The following is a 17,368-nucleotide window of genomic DNA, read 5'->3' as shown; positions in this document are numbered from 1 at the left end:
CTATTAATTCGCCGTCAACACGCGGCTGATGGCCGAGCGAAACTCGACCAGCGTGAACGGCTTGGTAAGGCAGATCTTGTCGCGCGACTGCAAAAATTCCTGCGTATTTTTGTTCACCATGTCGCCGGTGATGAAAATCAATCGCCGCGACATTTCAGGATTCGATTCCTGCAAACGCTCATAGACCTGCTGGCCGTTGAGGCCCGGCATTTTCCAATCGCACAACGCGAGGTCATAATGATATTGGCCGAGGCGGCGCAAGGCGGATTCACCATCGTGCGCGATGTCCACCCGATAGCCACTCCGCGTTAACGCCTCGCGGATCATCTGCAAAATCGCGTCTTCATCGTCCACCACGAGCACACGTTTGCCCACGCCTTCCTGCGCCGTTTCCGCGCTCGCGGGCGCCACGATTTTGGGAGCGACCGTGGGCACTTCGTTCGCCACGGGCAATTCGATCACGAAGGTCGCGCCGTTGCCGGGTTCGCTATGCGGCGTGATGCTGCCGCCATGCTCGCTGACGATTCCATAGCACAAACTCAAGCCAAGCCCGGTCCCCTTGCCCACTTCTTTCGTTGTGAAAAATGGATTGAAAATGCGCTTCAAATTTTCCGGCGCGATGCCCGGGCCGTTGTCCTGGAAAATAACGCGCACGCGTCCCTCAGCCGATTCCGTCGTCACGCGCAACCAGCCCTTGGTTTGTTGCGCCTCGATGGCCTGACGCGCATTATTGATGATATTGAGAAACACTTGCTGCATCTGGTGTGAATCCACTTCGCTCGCGGGCAGGTGCGAATCCAGTTGCGTGAAAACCTCAATATTGCTCGTGCGCATCTGGTATTGCAAAATCTCCACCGCGGACTCGACGATCTGGTTCACGCAAACCACCTTGCGCTCGGGCGCGTGACGTCGCGCGAAGCTCAACAAACTTTGCACAATCTTCTGGCAACGCTTGGCGCTCTTAAAAATCATGTCGAGATAGCGGCGTTGCTGCTCAGGCATTTCGCCCTGCTGCAACAATTCGGAAAAACCCATCACCGAAGTCAGCGGATTATTCAATTCATGCGCCACACCCGCCACGAATTCGCCGATGCCGGAAAGTTTCTCGCTTTGAATCAACTGGTCCTGCGTGGATTTGAGCGTGGCGACGGTTTTTTCAAGTTCCTGGTTGGAGGTCTGGATGTTTTCGGTCATCCGATTAAACGCCGTGGCCAGTTCCCCATATTCATCCCGCGATTCCACTTCCACACGCTTCGAATAATCACCGCGTCCGACCGCCTCTGCGCTGTCGCGCAACTGCCGCAACGGCTGGGTCACTTTATGAATCAGAACGCAAATAATCAATGTGCTCAGGCCGATGCCGAGCAGGCCGATCGCCAGCAACATTTGTTGTGTCGCCTTCAAGACCGCCCACGACTCTTCATAGGACGAAAGCATCAGATAACCGGCCGCCGTGCTGCCATCGAACGAATCCAGCCGCCCGGCTTCGGCGATATAATGTTTTTTGTCGAGCACGAGTTTGATCGTAACCGTCCTTTTCGCGGAGGCGGCGAGCGACGACAGTTCGTTAAAACGTGAAATCAATTCAGGGTACAAGCTCGTTTGAGTGAGGCTCGAAGCAACGACGCGTCCATCAGCCAGCAATAGAATTTCGCTGTCCTTGAGTTGCTTCATTTCCTGGGCAACTTCCTGGCCGATCTCCACGCCAAATGTCACCACGCCCGTTTGCTCTTCCATCCCAAGAACCGGCACGGACACGATGTTAAAAATCTGCGGGCCGACGCTGATGGTATCCGTCGCCGGCTGACCGCCAAAGGCGCGTCCAACGGCGTTGCCGCTGCGGATTTGAAATTGTCGCAGGTCCAGCATCGGTTCCAGACTCGCGCTCGCGAAACCGTGTGAACTGTCCGGGCTCACCGTGCAGGTCGCCACCGTGGCTCCATTTTCGCTGACTTGGCTGGAGAGAAAGGGGCTTGTCGTGTTGTACCACGCTTGCGAATCCTCAGCCGATTGGATGAACGCCCGGTAACGCGAATCACTACTGATGCCACGATATTTGGAAAGCAAATTGCCGATGCGATTGGCTTGAAGTTTCGTAAAGATGGAATGATCCTTATCGAGTTGCGCCGCCGCCTGCTCTTCAAATTGCGCGCTGATACGCAGGTTCACTAGCCAAATGGTCGCGCTCGTCAACAACACCATCACGGCGATGACCGGCACCAAAACCTTCACCTGAAAGCTGACGCGCGCGTTAAGGGATGACAAATTCATACGTCAGAGTTTTGGCAACCCTTCGATGCCAAGAGTGAAATCCATTTTCACCTCTCCCTTTTCCGGCACGATGATTTCTTTGCGCTGGCTCGGCAGGCGCTCGTGCCACGCCTTGAGTTTATAAGTCCCGGCGGGGACACTGGAGATGACATAACGCCCCTTCGCATCCGTGCTCGCGAAGTAGGGATTTTCCAATACCAGCACGACACAGTTCATGCTGGAATGGATGGAACAAAAAACATCCACGCGCCCTGGAGTATTAAAGGTCACCGGTTTGGCTTCATGGCCTTTATATAATCCTAGGTCGAACGGCTGAATTTCCGAGAATGAAAATACGTTGTGAAAAATATCATCGTCATTCGGCCATTCGACGACCGTGCCCTTCATGATCGGCAAAACGTGCGGAGAAAACATCGCCTTATGCTGCGCGACTTTTTTGGTCGCGATCTTAACCGGCGACGTGGGCGCGGCGGGCAGGTTGGTGCCGAGATCGCCTTCGATATACACGACGAAATCATGCATCGCGCCGTAATCCACGCGCTGAGCAAATTTATAGGCGCGGCTGTCGTACGTGCCGGGTGCGCAATTCGCCTCGTCCGCGCCCGCTTTGCCCTCCGCGTGAACGCTGCCGGTGATCGTGCCAGCGTTAGCCGCGGTCACAAAACCCAGCGTAAACAAAAAGCAAAGCAAGTCCGTCTTCATGATCAAAATTTAAACGCCGCCTCCACGGAGAATTGGTTTTCCGCCGTGCGCGCGGTGCCGTCTGCCAGGCTGCCCTGGTTAAAGCTGTATTCACCCTTTACCAGCAGATTGCGGCCGAACCGGTAACCCAAACCGATGCTCAGCCGCCAATACTCCCGGGTGAGGGGCCCAAACAAGTAATTATTCGAATCGCCATTGCCGACGATGGGAAAACCGTTGTGCGCAAAGATTTCGCTGAACCGTGCCGCCCCGTAAAATTGTTTCGTGAAATCATGCACGCCCTCGGCGTAGTAATAATAAATATCGCGATGATCATCCCCTGCCGGACTGTCGTCATCATAATTGATATAGCCGGCCGCGGCTTTGAGTTGAACGCAGGAAAGATTCACCTGGGCATCCACCTCGGCGAGATTCGCGTGAAAGGTTGAAGCCGGCGGCGAGTTCAGCGCCCGAAAAAAACCATTTCCGAACCAGACCGCGGAAAGTCCATTGCTCACGCTCAAGTTGCCGGTGCGCATGCCGCTGGCGCTGAGGTGAAGCCATTTATTCGGTTCGTAAGAGATATGACCCGCGATGGACTTATCACTCTGCAACGATTGAGTGGTAACCGAACCTCCATTTTGAACGGCCGCCACGTATTGCACCGGGCCGATTTTTCCGTAGAGTTCAACCCCCGCGTCGGTTCCCCAAATATCGCTGACGGAATGCGAAATCAGCGGATTGTCCATCGCGAAACGGCTTAAATATTCCTCGCCAAACGGAATGTAGAATTGCCCGGCGCGAATATTAAGCATCCGCTCCTGGCCCCACAACTTCGAGACATCCTCGAAATCCACATACAATTCGCCGACGTTCAATCCAAGGCTCGTGGATTCCCGGCTCGCAAGATCAATCTCACTGTAAAAATAAACGTCGTCCCAAACCGGCGCTTCAAGGAACAACCGCGCTTCGTCAATGCGAAAGGTCGAATGCGGAAACATCCCTTGCGGCTGCGAACTGAAAAAAGCCACCCCGCCTTCGCCGGTGATGTCCACCTTGCCCAGATGAAATGAATCGCTGGACGCGGCTGGTAATTCGTCTTCGCTCGCGTGGATGACCGGCATGGCATTTGAATCGCCGCCATGTTCGCCGCCGTTCCGGATGTCCTGCACCTGATGGACGAGCGAATCAATGACCGCCTGCTGCTTTTGTAATTGTTCCTGCAACGCTGCGTTCTGTTTTTCGAGCAAAAGAAATTGTTCACGCGTGATGGAAGCGTCCTCCGCGCCGAGAACAGACTTGGCCGGGAAAAAAATAATGGCGGCACTGATCCCAAGGATAGTTCGCAATTTAGTTTTTCCCGTCATAACGGGGTGGATTTAGCAACAAGCATGCCCGCACCGTTTATTTCATGGGGTTTTCCGCGCGTTTCGCAGCAATGCGATTACCGAAATTTTGTGAGCCATTTGTGTCCATCAATCGGTCACGAAATGGAATGGACGCGACACAATTTCCAGCAGTTGGGTCAGCCAAGGGATGGGTTGCCTATAATTGAGACATTGCAAGCTGCGGTGGCTTTTGCGGGCGGGACGGGCACTGCCAATTATTTTTGCATGACAGTTACAAAATGATACGGGGCGCTAGCCGCCGTGAGGTGGTGCGCAGCGGACGCTTTGAAGGCAAATGGCCTAAACTTTGCGAAAAAAATACGAGCGAAACGATGCCGTATTGAACGGCTCGCTTTAGAACTTCCGCAACGGATGAAGCGCGCCGGGTGGTTTGTAATCGGGAGACTGAGTATTCTCAGTGGCGGCCGGGGACGGGGCGACTGCTTTCGGATTCGGTTCCAACCCTTGGCCTGGCATAGCTCCGGAAATCGGACTTGCGGCTCCAATCGCCGGATCGAATTGGTTTCCGGCTGTAACGACGGTGACGGGCGTCGAGCCGTCCGCCGCGACCGAGGCCACTACCGCCTGACCGGTAAATGCCCGGACCATTCCTGCCGCGTTCATTTGATATTTCGCGCCCTGAATGCCAACCATTCCATGGGCAAATTTGATCTCATACTTAGAGCCTGCCGCGGGTTTGCCGGTCAACCCGGCGATTTCTCCAACCTGCAAATCCAGTTGAATATCTTCCACCAGTGCGTCGCCGGTGCGTTGCGAACTCAATCGGTCAAAACCGACCACCGAATTGCCCAGCACGCGCACAGTGCCCGCGCCCAGTTTGTCCGTCTGCGCGTTGAAATTGCCCGTCGCGGATTTATCGAGCGCAATGTCCAGCACCGTGTTGTCCGATGTTTGAACCAATGACCCCGGCGAGATGATGCTGCCCTTCGCCAGCTTGTGCCATTTAACGTGGTCTGTCGAAATGCGGGCCTGCCCCTCCAACCGGATCACCGTCGCATCCTGCGGAAAATCATTTTGCGCCAAAGCTTCGCCCGCGAAAAACGCGCAGGCCGTTACGACCGCGCCAAACTTCAATCCGCCGTAAAATATTTTTTTCATAAAACTCAATGGGACTTACCCAAATGCTACCCTCACCCGTCCGGCGAGGCAAACACGAAGCTCGCCGTTTCGCTAATGGAAGGGCGAGCGTACTCGCGAGCCGCAACTAAATTCCGGCAGAAATTTTTTTACGCCGCGCGCAATTACCTTGTCTCACGCCCGCCTCCGCGCTTAATCTACGTCAGTTGTATATGGGTGGTGATCGTCAATTCAAGCGGGCGCGCTTCGCGATATGGCTCATGCTTTTCCATATTTGCTTTCCTATTCTTTCAGCCGAACCACCCACGCCCGAACCGTTTCTTCCGCCTCACGCCAACGTCATCGTGCTTTCCGGCCTCTCCGGCGATCTGCAAAGCGAAACCAGCTTCCACGCGCAACTCAACGATTGGCTCCAACTCCTCTCCGCGCTGCCAACTCCTCCCGCGCAGATTTACACCTTCTCAGACGATCCCGACAGTCTCTCACTGCCCGCCCAATCTCCCGTCCAAAAATTTAAATCCACCCGCGAAAATTTTCTCTCATTAACCAACACGCTCGCAAAACAAACCAATCCGCTCGTCGTCATCGCCTGGGGTCACGGCGGCATGCAGGGGAATACACCGGTCTTTCACGTCGCCGGACCGCGGCTCACCGCGGTTGATTTTAAAAATTTCGCGGCGCAAATTCCGTCGCTTGAATCCCGCTGGCTGCTGTTCTTTCGCGGCAGCGGAAAATTCGCCGCGCAACTCGCGTCCGAGCATTGCTTCCTCATCGCCTCCGAAAACGAAACCACCTTCAACAGCGATCCCATCGGCCTTCCCCTCGCGTTGAAATCTCTTCGCGCCAACCCATCGCTCACGTTCCAATCGCTCGGCAACGAACTCGGCCGCGTCACTGTCGCCTGGTATCAGGAACGCAATCTCATCCGCACCGAAGAACCAACGCTCTGGCTCGCCAACGCCACTCCGCTCGAACTCGCTCCTCCTGAGTCTGCCATCACATCAGATAAGTCAGCCACGAATAGTGAATCCCCTTCACCATCCGCGTCCACATCGGCGCCAGGCCAAACCGTCACCACGAACTTGCCCGCCGCGTGGACTGGCATCTCGCGCGTTGAGCCTCGCGATTATCCTGATGTGGATGGCGTCGTCCTGCGCCGCCGCATCGGCTACACCTTGAGCGGCAGCGTGCCCGCCATCACCAGCGAGAATGAAGATTTCATCCAGGTCCTCACGGCGGAGGGCAAGCATCTCGCCGACTTCGATTTTTCCTACTCTCCGCCCGAGGAAGATATCAATTTCCTGAACTGTGAAGTGCTTGAGTCCGATGGAAAATTGATCGCGCTCAATCCCGATGAAGTCCGCGATGCCGCCGGTGAATCCTGGGGCGATTACCGCGCCGCGCGCCGGAAAATTTTCTCATTGCCGGGCGCGATGCCCGGTGCGGTGTTGCATGTCCGCTACCAAACCTCGTGGAAAACTTTTCCGTTCCCCTACGTCTCCATGCCGATTCCTGTGGCCGCCGATTTGCCGATCCTCGATGCCGCCGTGCAAGTCAGCGTGCCGAAGGACGCCGCGTTTCATTTCGCCTTCGATCAACTCGCCGCCAGCGATCCCGAAATCAAGCAAAGCACCTACGGCAGCACTTACTCGTGGCGATTCGACCGCCTTCCCGCCACGCTGCACGAAACGCTCTCCGCGCCCGTGCGCGAACCTTCGCTTTTGATTTCCACTTTTCCCGATTGGCAGGCGTTCACCGCGTGGTACGCGCGCATCAGCCAGCTTGCCGATACCGTCACTCCCGCCATCACAGCCAAGGCGGCTGAATTGACCCGCGACGCCACGACCGACACCGAACGCGCCACGGACATTTTTAATTTCGTCACCGGCTTGCGTTACGTGCCGGTGGAATTGGGCGTGAATTCCTTTCGCCCGCACGCCGCCGAGGAAGTGCTCGAACATCAATACGGCGATTGCAAGGACAAGGCGAATCTCTTCAACGCTCTGCTGCACTCGCTCAAGCTCGATGCGCACCTCGTTCTCGTGCCGCGTTTCTCGCAGGCGTACGACAACCTTCCCGGTTTCGCTTTCAATCACGCCATCTCGCGGGTGCAACTCGGCGATCAAACGCTTTGGGTGGATACCACCGATGACGTCTGCCGTTTCGGCATGCTTCCGCCCGGCGACCCGGGCCGTAAAGTTTTGGTCGTGGATTCCACCACGGCTGGATTGACGCAACTTCCCGAGCCCACGCCGTCCGCGCATCAACTTCTCCTGCACGCGCAAATTGATTGCGCAAATGTCAGCCTTACTGGCCAACCCGTCACCCTCAAGGCGACGGCGAATGGATTTCCTGATTACGCGTTGCGGGCAGCGGCGCAGGATAATCGTGGCCACAAGAACATGCTCCCCTTGCTCGCGGTTCATTATCGTCCCATCGCCGGGGCTTTCGGTCTGACGAAACAAAATCACACGCCGGCTGCGGCTCTCGGCCAGACTTTCGAGTGGGAAGCGGAAGGCAATTACGTTGGAATCGTCTCCATCGCCGAAAATCAAGCCCGCCTGCGCGCGCCGTTCTGGCTCCCCAAAGAATGGGATGTCGCTCTCGACGCGCGCCAGACGCCGCTGTTCCTGCATCAAGGTTATCCATTGTCGCTCGATGAAGATTTTGAATTCACGCTTCCCGCCTCGGCCAGCGCAATCCGTTTTCCCAATGACCTGGAAGGCACCTCGCCCCTGCTTCCGTGGAAAATCGCGTGGCAACACAACGATGGAAATTCCATTCACGCGAAATTTCACATTGAACTCAATCACGGCGAATTGACTCTCGCCGAGACCACCGCATTACAGGCCGAACTTCGCAAATTATTTTCCGCGCTCGCGGGCGAAGTGGATTTTACTTTGCCACCGTGACCCCATTTTTCGCATATTATAATGATCTCAAAACGCTAATCCCAAATTGACGCCATGACCGAACCCGAACCTCTTTCCACCGTCGCCGCCCCGCCCATCATCAATCCCGACCCGGCGCAAATTCTCGATGAATTTCCGCGCAAGTTCGCCCAGGTGCAAACGGAGGTCGCCAAGGCCGTCGTCGGCCAAAGCGCCACGGTGGATGCCGCGTTATGGGCATTGTTTTCGCGCGGCCATTGTTTGCTCGTCGGCGTGCCCGGCCTCGCGAAAACGCTTTTGGTCAACGCCCTTGCCCGTTCGCTCGACCTACCCTTCTCGCGCATCCAGTTCACGCCCGACTTGATGCCCTCGGACATCACCGGCACGGAAATTCTCGGGCAGGACGAGAATGGCCAGCGCAAATTCATTTTCACCCACGGCCCCGTTTTCACCAACGTGCTCCTCGCCGACGAAATCAACCGCACCCCGCCCAAGACCCAGGCCGCGCTGCTCGAAGCGATGCAGGAAAAAACCGTGACGGTCGCGGGCAAACTCTATCGCCTCGCGGAACCGTTCATCGTGCTCGCCACCCAAAATCCCATCGAACAGGAAGGCACGTATCCCCTGCCCGAAGCCCAACTGGATCGCTTTCTGTTTGAAGTGCCGATTGATTATCCGTCCTTCGAGGACGAGCGTGATTTGGTGCAACAGCATTCGTTCACGCCCCTGGAACATTTGAAACCGGTGATCACCACGACGGAAGTTTTGCAATTCCGCGACGCCATCGCGCACCTGCCCGCCGCGCCGAATGTCGTGGATTACGCGGTGCGGCTCGTCCGCGCCACCCGCCCCGGCGATGCTCATTCACCGGAATACATCCGCCGCTGGGTCCGCTGGGGCGCGAGCCCGCGCGCAAGCCAATATCTCATCCTCGCCGGCCGCGCCCGCGCTGCGAGTCAGGGGCGTTTCAATGTCGCGTGCGAAGACGTGCGAGCGCTCGCCCCGCTCATCCTGCGCCATCGCATGATCCGCAGTTTCCAGGCCGACGCCGAAGGCAAAACCGCCAGCGACATCATCACTAAACTTTTGGAAGACATCCCGACCAACGAGTAAAATGAGCGCGTCACAAATTATATTCGGGCCGGAATTAACCGCGGAGACACCGAGACGCGGAGAAACGAACAGAACCATTTGCCCATCAGCAAAAATTCCTTCATCCCAATTTCCCTGTCCCCCCTCTGCGCCTCCGCGCCTCTGCGCCTCTGCGTCAAAAATGCCTTTCTCATAATCGTGAAACCCTCCGCCACATCCTCGCCGCTCGTCGAGCGCTTCAACCCGCAAGCGCTCGCCGCGCTCGAGGGTCTCGACCTCAAGGCGCGTTATGTGATGGAAGGTTTTCTCCACGGCTTACACGGCAGCCCGTTTCATGGTTTCAGCGTCGAGTTCAGCGACTATCGCAACTATCAGCCCGGCGACGACCTCCGGCACATTGACTGGCGGCTCTTCGCGCGCAGCGACCGTCTGCACATCAAGCGCTACATGCAGGAAACGAACGTGCGCTTCTATATTATTTGCGATACCAGTGCGTCCATGGCGTATCGCGGCGCGAATGCGTGGGGCTCGAAACTCGATTGCGCGCGCGTGCTCGCCGCCGGGTTGACCTGGTTTCTCCTACGCCAAAACGATGCCGCCGGAATGGTGTCGCTTCCGCACGGCGGCGAGACCCCGCAATTCGTCCGCCCCTCCCAACGCTCCAGCCAATTCGGCCTGATGCTGCGCCAACTTGAAATGCTCGCGCCTTCCGGCGGCGCGACGCTTGCCCGCCTGCTTGATCATGTCGTCCGCCTCGTCCACCGCCGCAGTGTGATTCTCTTTTTTTCCGATTTGCTCGAACCGTCCGCGGAAATCTCCGACGGCTTCAAGCAGTTGCGCTTTCACGGTCACGAATGCATGGTCTTTCAAATCCTCGACCGCGACGAATTGGAATTTCCCTTCACCGAGCCGCAGGTCTTCGAGGATTTGGAGACCGGCCACCGCCGCGTCGTCACGCCCGCCGCCGCGCGCGAAAAATATCTGGCACGCTTCAATGAATTCATGGCGGGCCATTGCGAATTATTTCGCCAGTTGGAAATTCCCCACTGCGTCACGCGCACAGATGAAGACCCGTGGCGCGCGCTTGCTTTGTTCATGGCGGAAAGGCAGCGGCTGATGTGATGAATTTTTCCTTTCTCAATCCATTGTTCTGGCTCGGTGCGCTCGCGCTGGCCGCGCCCGTGTGGCTGCATCTGCGCCGCAAAGCCACGACCACCCAGCTCAAGTTTTCCGCGCTGCGTTTTTTGGATGACCAGCCCGTCGCGCGCCGCGATCCGTTTCGTTTGCGCGACTGGCTTTTGTTTCTCTTGCGCGCGCTCGCGTTGCTGGCGGTCGTCGCCGCGTTTGCGTGGCCGTATCGCCACACGGCAACCGGGATGTTGATTCGCGAAAGCCGCGTTTATATTTTGGACAACACGCTCAGTCATCAGGCCAACGACGCCTTCGCCCACGACCGCGACGCCATGCTCAAGGAAATTGCCCGCGCGGGACGCGATGTTCAAATCGCCGTCATCGAACTCACTTCGAGCCCGCGCGTGCTCGTTTCTTTCGGCGACGACCGCGCGACCATCAACGACAAGCTCAAAGACCTTGCGCCTTCGTTCCAGCGCGGCTCGTATCTCGCGGCATTTCATCAGGCGAACAATCTGCTCGCGAATTCTTTCGGCGCGCACAAACGCATCGTCCTTTACGGCGACAACCAAGCCAATCAATGGTCAGAAAATATGCAATCGCCGCCGTTCCTGCAAAATGTGGAAGTGGAATTGCCAAAAACGTCTGCCACCAACGCCGCCAATCTTTCGCTTTCCGAACCGCACCTTCAACGCATTTTCCTCGGTGACAAATCGCTCGTTGACCTCACCCTGCAACTCGCCCATACCGGCGAAGCCAAAAGTGCTGACGTCACTTTGCGCGTGAACGGCCAGTTGATTTTCGACCGCAACCTCCAATTTGAAAAAGATCCCGCGCCGATCGTGCTTCACGCCGAATGGGAGGCCGATCCAAAATTGTGGCTGCGCGGCGAAGCCAGTCTCACCGGCGCGCCCGATGCCCTCGCCGCCGACAACAAACTTTTCTTCAGCCTCGCGCCGCTGACGGAAGGTCGCGTCGCTTTGCTCGCGCAGTCGCCGTATTTGCGCTCGGCGCTTTCGCCCGATGTCATGCGTGGCCAGTGGGCCATGCGCATCCTCGAACCCTCGCTGCTCGGCGACGAGATCAAAGCCAATAACGACGACGACGTGCTCTGCCTGGAAAGCAATTACCTGCAATCCTCCGACGCGCGCAAACTGCTCCATCGTTATCTCGAAAATGGCCGTGGCGTTTTGCTATTCATCAACCGTGTCTCGCCCGCCATCAACGGTTACCTGCGCGAACTCGGCTTCGAGCCCGAGCCCACGCCGGACACGCCCGCTGTGCCCGAGCACATCAAATATGTGATGGGCAATCATCCTATCTTTCACCCGTTCGTTTCTTCCGATTATGGCAACCTGACCGAAGTGAAAGTGTCAAAGTTCGTCCATCTCAAGGCGCCGACCGCGCTGCCTTTAATTCTGTCCGACGGCGGCACGGGTTTGTTTTTCCAGGAAACGAAATCGAAGGGAAAACTTTTTGTCGCCGCGTTTGGAATGGACCGCGACCAAACCTCGTGGCCCGTGCATCAAACTTTTATTCCGTTCCTCGACCTTACCTTGCAAGCGGCCCGCGCCGAAGATCCGACCCCTCTCAACTTCGAGCCCGGCGAAGTCGGCCTGATTCAATTACCGCCCGATTCCAAAGCTCACGAAGTCGTCCTTCATGACGACCACCACGAACTCGCCCGCGCCACCATCACCGAGGGCCACGCGCAACTCGCCATGCCCCTGTCGCCCGGTCTTTACACGATGACTTGCGATGCCTCGAACGAGCCGCAAAAGATTTTCAGCGTCAATCCCAGTCCGAAAGAATCCGACCTCACTTACGTCAAATCGCCGGAAGCGATCACGAACTGGCAACTCGCCGCTGCGTCTCCGTCAAAAAATTCCGCGGCCACAAAATCTTTCATACCCCCCAGCATCGCCAGCATTTGGCGACAACAATTCTGGTGGTGGCTGGTCGTCGCGGGTCTGCTGGCATTGCTGGTTGAAACCGGCCTTGCGGCTTTGCGAAGGGAAAACCGATGAATGCCAGCGTGATCATCGAGGAGCGTTTGCAACGCACCGCCGGGTTGCTCCGAATGCGGCGCGTGCTTCAGCACACCGCCACCGCCGGTTGCGTGGCCAGCGTCGTCGTGCTGATTCTCGGCATAGCGATGGTGCGCGGCTGGATGGAAAACGTGGCCGTCGTTTCGGCGTTGCTGGTTGCGCTTGGGTTCGGTGGATTTCTGGCCTGGCTCATCGTCATGGCTTCGATCATGACAAAATCCATTCCGCGAAAATCGCTCGCGGCTTCACTCGAAGGCGGCGATTCGCGTTTGCTGGATCGTCTAAATACGCTCGTCTTTCTCGAGAAAAATCGCCGCGCCGACGTCGCGCGCTGGTTCTTCACCCGCATCGCCCGGCAAACCGGTGGCGTGCTGGAACACAAGTCCGCGCCCGCCGGCATCTCGTTCGCGCGCCCGTTCATTCATCTTTGTATTTTTATATTTTTGTTCGTATCCACCTGCTTTTTTTACGCGCACTTTCATCCGTGGGCGCGGCTTGCTGCCGCCGACGCCGACCGCCGCGCGCGCAACACGATTGCGCAAAAAAATCCCACTGTTGCCCTGCCCACCAATAATGTCACCGAGGAAAATAAGGCTTGGGGCGAAGTGCGCATCACCGATCCCGCGCGCGATCTCAAGGTCACGAAGGTGGACGTAGTTCCCTTGCAGATCGAAGCGGCCGCGAGCCAGTCGCTGAAACAAATCTCCTGGTTCTCCACCGTCAACGGCGGTGTGGAAAGCTCTCACGTGCTGCCATCGCCGCCCGAGCCGCGCTACGCGGTTTATCAGCCGATGGTTTATCTCGATGAATATCATCTCGCTGATTGGGACGTGCTCACTTATTACGCAAAGGCCCGCACCCAGCCCGGCGATGGTTACGCCTCCGATATTTATTTTTTGGAGGTGCGCCCTTTTCGCGAGGACATTCTCAAAATGCCCGGCGGCGAAGGCGGCAAGGCTTATCAAACCCTGAGCGAAATGACCTCGCTCATCGAACGCCAGCAGCACATCATTCGTGAGACGCATCAATACGAACAGTCGCCCGATGCGCCCGCCAACCTGCGCCAGCAGGACCGCCAGAAACTTGCCGATGGCGAGGATGATCTCGACGATTCCGTCCGGCATCTCTATGCGAAAATGACGACTGACATGGAGAACCAGCCCATTGGCGAAGCGCTCGATAATCTCGCCAAGGCTCAGCACGCGCTCGATGATTCCAGCAGGTCGCTCCTCGACAATATCATTCCTGACGCGCAGGGACACGAGCGTTCTGCGCTCACCGATCTCATCGCCGCACGCAAGATGTTTCAGAAAGCGGTTTCCGATCATCCCGATTCGTTCAAGGACAAACCGGAAAATGAGGAACGCGACCCGATGGCGGATTCAGCCAAGCAATTAGGCGACATCGCCGAGTTTCGCAATGAAACCAAAGCCGCGCGCGACTTCGTCAAAAAAACCGCCGAGGAACAGCGCAAGCTCGCGGGCAAAGTGGCCGCCACGCCCCGGCTCAACCAAACGAACCTCGCCACGGACGAAAGCAAGTTGCAAAAATCGCTCGCTGATTTTGAGCAGCAGCATCCGCAAATGTTCCGTCAGGCCACCAACGAAACCACCACCGCCGCCAAGTCTCTCGACCAGGCCGTGAACGCCTTGGAAAAACGCACCGGTGGCCAGCGGGCAACTTCCACCGCCGCGGATGATTTGGACAAATTGGCTGCCGCAATGAATCGGCAAGCCGAGGGCCGTGACCTGGGTGACGCGTATAAATTGAAGAAGGTGCTCGACAAGCAAATGGATGCGCTCAATGAAATGCAAAGGGGCACGAACGACCTTTCGTCGGAACAACGCCAGCAAGCCGCGACGGCATCGAAGGAAACCATGCGGCAGCTTCGCGAAATCACCGAAAGCAAAACCGGCACGAACAATTTCGGCCCTGAACTTCATGACTCGCTCACCGGCACGAACAAATCTTCGGTTGATTCGCAACTGAACAAACTCGCCAGCGCACAAAACAAGCAAGACCAAAAAGACGCCGCCGGTGAAGCGCGCAAAGGGTTGCAAAATATTAGTGAAGCTTTCAAAAACAGTTTGCCCACGGCGATGCAAGCCGCGCAAAAACATGATTCGCTCAATCCCGGCGGGCAGGAAGGTTTTCAACACGGCATGGCGCAACTCGAAAGCCTTAAGCAACAGTTGGAATCCGGCCACCCACTCTCAGCCGGGCAACAGCAAAAAGAAATGAACGAAGCCGCCAGTGCGCTCGAACAGGGATTGACGGACTTGTACGGCCATGACGATCAAGCGCAAAAATTAGTCGCGCTGGTGGACGATACTCTTAAAGAAAAGGGCAAAGCTCCGGACATGGTCACGCTCAAAAAGTTGATGGATCAGTTGCGGAATTTCTCGGTCGAAGTCGCGGACAAGCAGGGCAAGAAAGAAAATCCCGAGATCACCAATATTGATCCCTCGCGCCTGCCCCCCGCGTATCGCGGGCGCATCGAAAAATATTACGAAAAACTTTCGGAGCGCAAGCCATGAGACTCACGTTTGATTTTCCCATCGCGTGGGCTGTGGGATTGCCGCTCGCATTGCTGATGCTGGCGTTGTCCGTCGCCTGGCAGTTGCGGCGCGGCCAAACTTGGCAGCGTGTGACCGCGATCGCCGCGCTGCGCGGAGTGGCGTTGCTTTTATTGATCGGGCTCGCGGCGCGGCCCGTCTGGGTGGCGCGCGAAAAAACGCCGCCGGCCAATCGCAGCGTCGTCCTGCTGATGGACCGCAGCGAAAGCATGTCGCTGCAGGATGGTTCGCGCAGCCGTTATCAACAGGCGCTCGATTTCACGCGCGAACAATTACTTCCCGCGCTCAATGAGGCGCACCAACCCGTTCAGGCGATGCTCTTCGCGCACGACGCCGAGTCCGCCGATGGCGATCATCTCGCCGCCGCCGCGCCCGATGGCAAGCGCACCAATCTGGGCGGCGCCATCGTGCAGGCGCTGGCTAATCCCAACGAACCGCCGCTCGCGGTGATCGCCCTGACCGATGGCGCGGCCAATGAAAATGACGATAACAATCGCGCGTTGACCTCGCTGCTCGAAAGCGGCGTGCCCTTCATCGGGCTTGGTTTTGGCAATGACCTCGGCGTGCAAACGCTGTCACTGCGCCGCGTCGAAGCGCCCGGTTTGGTTTCGCCAAAAGCCGCGTTTGACGTTTCCGCCGAACTGGAAATGATCAACACGCAAAACCTTCCCGACTTCGATTTACTCTTGCTGCGCGACGGTTTGGCGTGCCAGCAAAAATCGGTTCAACCCGGGCGCGGCTCGCGCATGTGGCAGGAAAGTTTCAGCATCACCGAAGACAAGGAAGGCGCGCATAATTACGAAATCCGGCTCGTCCCACCCTCGGTTCCCGGCCTCAAATGCGTCAACACCTCCGGCAGCGCGGCGGTGCGCGTTTCCACGGAAAAAGAATTGCGCGCGCTCTACATCCAGGGCGCGTTGACGTGGGATTATAAATTCATCGGCATGGCCTTGCGCGACGATCCTTCCATCAAACTCACCGGCCTCACGCGCACGTCCAAGCAATCCATCTTTCGCCAGAATGTCGAAAGCTCGGGCGAATTGATCAACGGATTTCCCGCCACGATCGAGGAGATCGCGCCGTTCCGCATCATCGTGCTTTCCAATATCCGGCCCGTGGACCTCACCGTCGCGCAACAGGAAATGCTCGCGCGTTTTTGCGGCGAACTCGGCGGCGGCGTCCTGATGATCGGCGGCGCGGGGACGTTTGACGGCTCGTGGCAAGGCAGCCGGCTCGAACAATTACTGCCAGTCGTATTCGCCGCACGCACGGGCGTGGAAGGACTCGACCGGCAATTCCATTTGCAACTCACCGACGACGCCCTGCGAAATCCGGTGTTCCAAATTTCCGATGGCAAATCCGCGCGCGAAGCCTGGGCGCAGCTTCCCGCTTTTACGCAATACGGCCGCGTGGATGCCGCCAAACCCGGCGCGCAAATCTGGGCGCAGCATTCCTCCGACGAAGGTCCCAACGGACACCGCATTCTCATGGCAGCACAAACTTACGGCGCGGGAAAATCCGCGATTATTTGTATCCAGAATTTTTGGCGCTGGCGTCTCGCCAAGGATTCCGATCCGCAGCAATTCGACCGTTTCTGGAAACAGCTTTTCCGCTACCTCGGCGACGCGGGCAGCCAGGACATCTCCATTCACCTCGCCGATCAGGATTTGCATCCCGACATGGACGTGCAAATCATTCTCGAAAAACAACCGAACCCGCAAAACGTCACCAACTCGAGCGGCAAGTTCACCGTGCATGTCGAAAACGAATACAAAGAAATGCTCGCCACACAAACGCTGGATCTGGAGCCGGGACATCCGCACGACTTTAAATTTCACGCGGCCAAGGCGGGCACTTACACCATCTCCGTCGTGAATGCGCAAAGCGTTCCGGCAGGCACGCGCACGATTGAAATCCGCGGTGTGAACGTGGAATTTCAAAACACGGCGCGCGACATGGAGACGCTAAAGCAATGGGCATCGGTCAGCGGTGGGCTGGCGTTGAAAGTAGAAGAATGCCCCAACGGCAAAGACCTCGTCCGGCAAATAAAAACGCGCATCATCGAGGCGCAACGCACGAAATCCGTGCATCAACCCGCGGGCATGAATGGCTGGACGCTGCTCACGCTGCTCGGTTGTCTGGGTTCGGAATGGATTTTGCGCAAACGCTGGGGACTGGCCTAACTCAATCAT

General features: G+C 57.2%; 10 protein-coding genes. 6 read left to right on the top strand and 4 right to left on the bottom strand.

What is annotated here, in order from left to right; all coding sequences use genetic code 11:
• Positions 1–3: 3 nt before the first annotated feature.
• The 4 genes from VH413_11715 to VH413_11700 form a co-directional block, all read right to left on the bottom strand.
• Positions 4–2,271 carry an ATP-binding protein gene (locus tag VH413_11715; protein ID HEX3799356.1) on the bottom strand — a complete coding sequence of 756 codons (2,268 nt, stop codon included), beginning with the start codon at positions 2,269–2,271 and terminating at the stop codon, positions 4–6.
• Between the two features lie 3 nt (positions 2,272–2,274).
• Entirely contained in the window at positions 2,275–2,973 is a 699-nt protein-coding gene (locus VH413_11710) for a carboxypeptidase regulatory-like domain-containing protein (GenBank protein ID HEX3799355.1), read from the bottom strand.
• Positions 2,974–2,975: 2 nt separating this feature from the next.
• Positions 2,976–4,319 carry a hypothetical protein gene (locus VH413_11705; protein HEX3799354.1) on the bottom strand — a complete coding sequence of 448 codons (1,344 nt, stop codon included), beginning with the start codon at positions 4,317–4,319 and terminating at the stop codon, positions 2,976–2,978.
• Positions 4,320–4,694: 375 nt separating this feature from the next.
• Positions 4,695–5,459, bottom strand: coding sequence for a hypothetical protein (locus tag VH413_11700; GenBank protein ID HEX3799353.1), 765 nt, complete (start codon positions 5,457–5,459; stop codon positions 4,695–4,697).
• 191 nt (positions 5,460–5,650) lie between these two features.
• Between VH413_11700 and VH413_11695 the strand changes: the two genes are divergently transcribed.
• From VH413_11695 to VH413_11670, 6 genes are all read left to right on the top strand, one after another.
• A complete protein-coding gene (locus tag VH413_11695; protein ID HEX3799352.1) occupies positions 5,651–8,350 on the top strand; it encodes a DUF3857 domain-containing protein in 2,700 nt (899 codons plus the stop codon).
• 54 nt (positions 8,351–8,404) lie between these two features.
• Positions 8,405–9,442, top strand: coding sequence for a MoxR family ATPase (locus tag VH413_11690; GenBank protein ID HEX3799351.1), 1,038 nt, complete (start codon positions 8,405–8,407; stop codon positions 9,440–9,442).
• Positions 9,443–9,619: 177 nt separating this feature from the next.
• Entirely contained in the window at positions 9,620–10,543 is a 924-nt protein-coding gene (locus VH413_11685; GenBank protein ID HEX3799350.1) for a DUF58 domain-containing protein, read from the top strand.
• Positions 10,543–12,579 carry a BatA and WFA domain-containing protein gene (locus VH413_11680; GenBank protein HEX3799349.1) on the top strand — a complete coding sequence of 679 codons (2,037 nt, stop codon included), beginning with the start codon at positions 10,543–10,545 and terminating at the stop codon, positions 12,577–12,579. The genes VH413_11685 and VH413_11680 overlap by 1 nt, the downstream gene beginning before the upstream one ends.
• Positions 12,576–15,137 carry a hypothetical protein gene (locus VH413_11675; protein ID HEX3799348.1) on the top strand — a complete coding sequence of 854 codons (2,562 nt, stop codon included), beginning with the start codon at positions 12,576–12,578 and terminating at the stop codon, positions 15,135–15,137. The genes VH413_11680 and VH413_11675 overlap by 4 nt, the downstream gene beginning before the upstream one ends.
• Entirely contained in the window at positions 15,134–17,359 is a 2,226-nt protein-coding gene (locus tag VH413_11670) for a hypothetical protein (protein ID HEX3799347.1), read from the top strand. The genes VH413_11675 and VH413_11670 overlap by 4 nt, the downstream gene beginning before the upstream one ends.
• Positions 17,360–17,368: the final 9 nt, after the last annotated feature.

This window comes from Verrucomicrobiia bacterium, from assembly GCA_036268055.1.
Classification (GTDB): Bacteria; Verrucomicrobiota; Verrucomicrobiia; order Limisphaerales; family Pedosphaeraceae; genus DATAUW01.
This window is presented reverse-complemented; position numbering and strand designations above follow the sequence as displayed.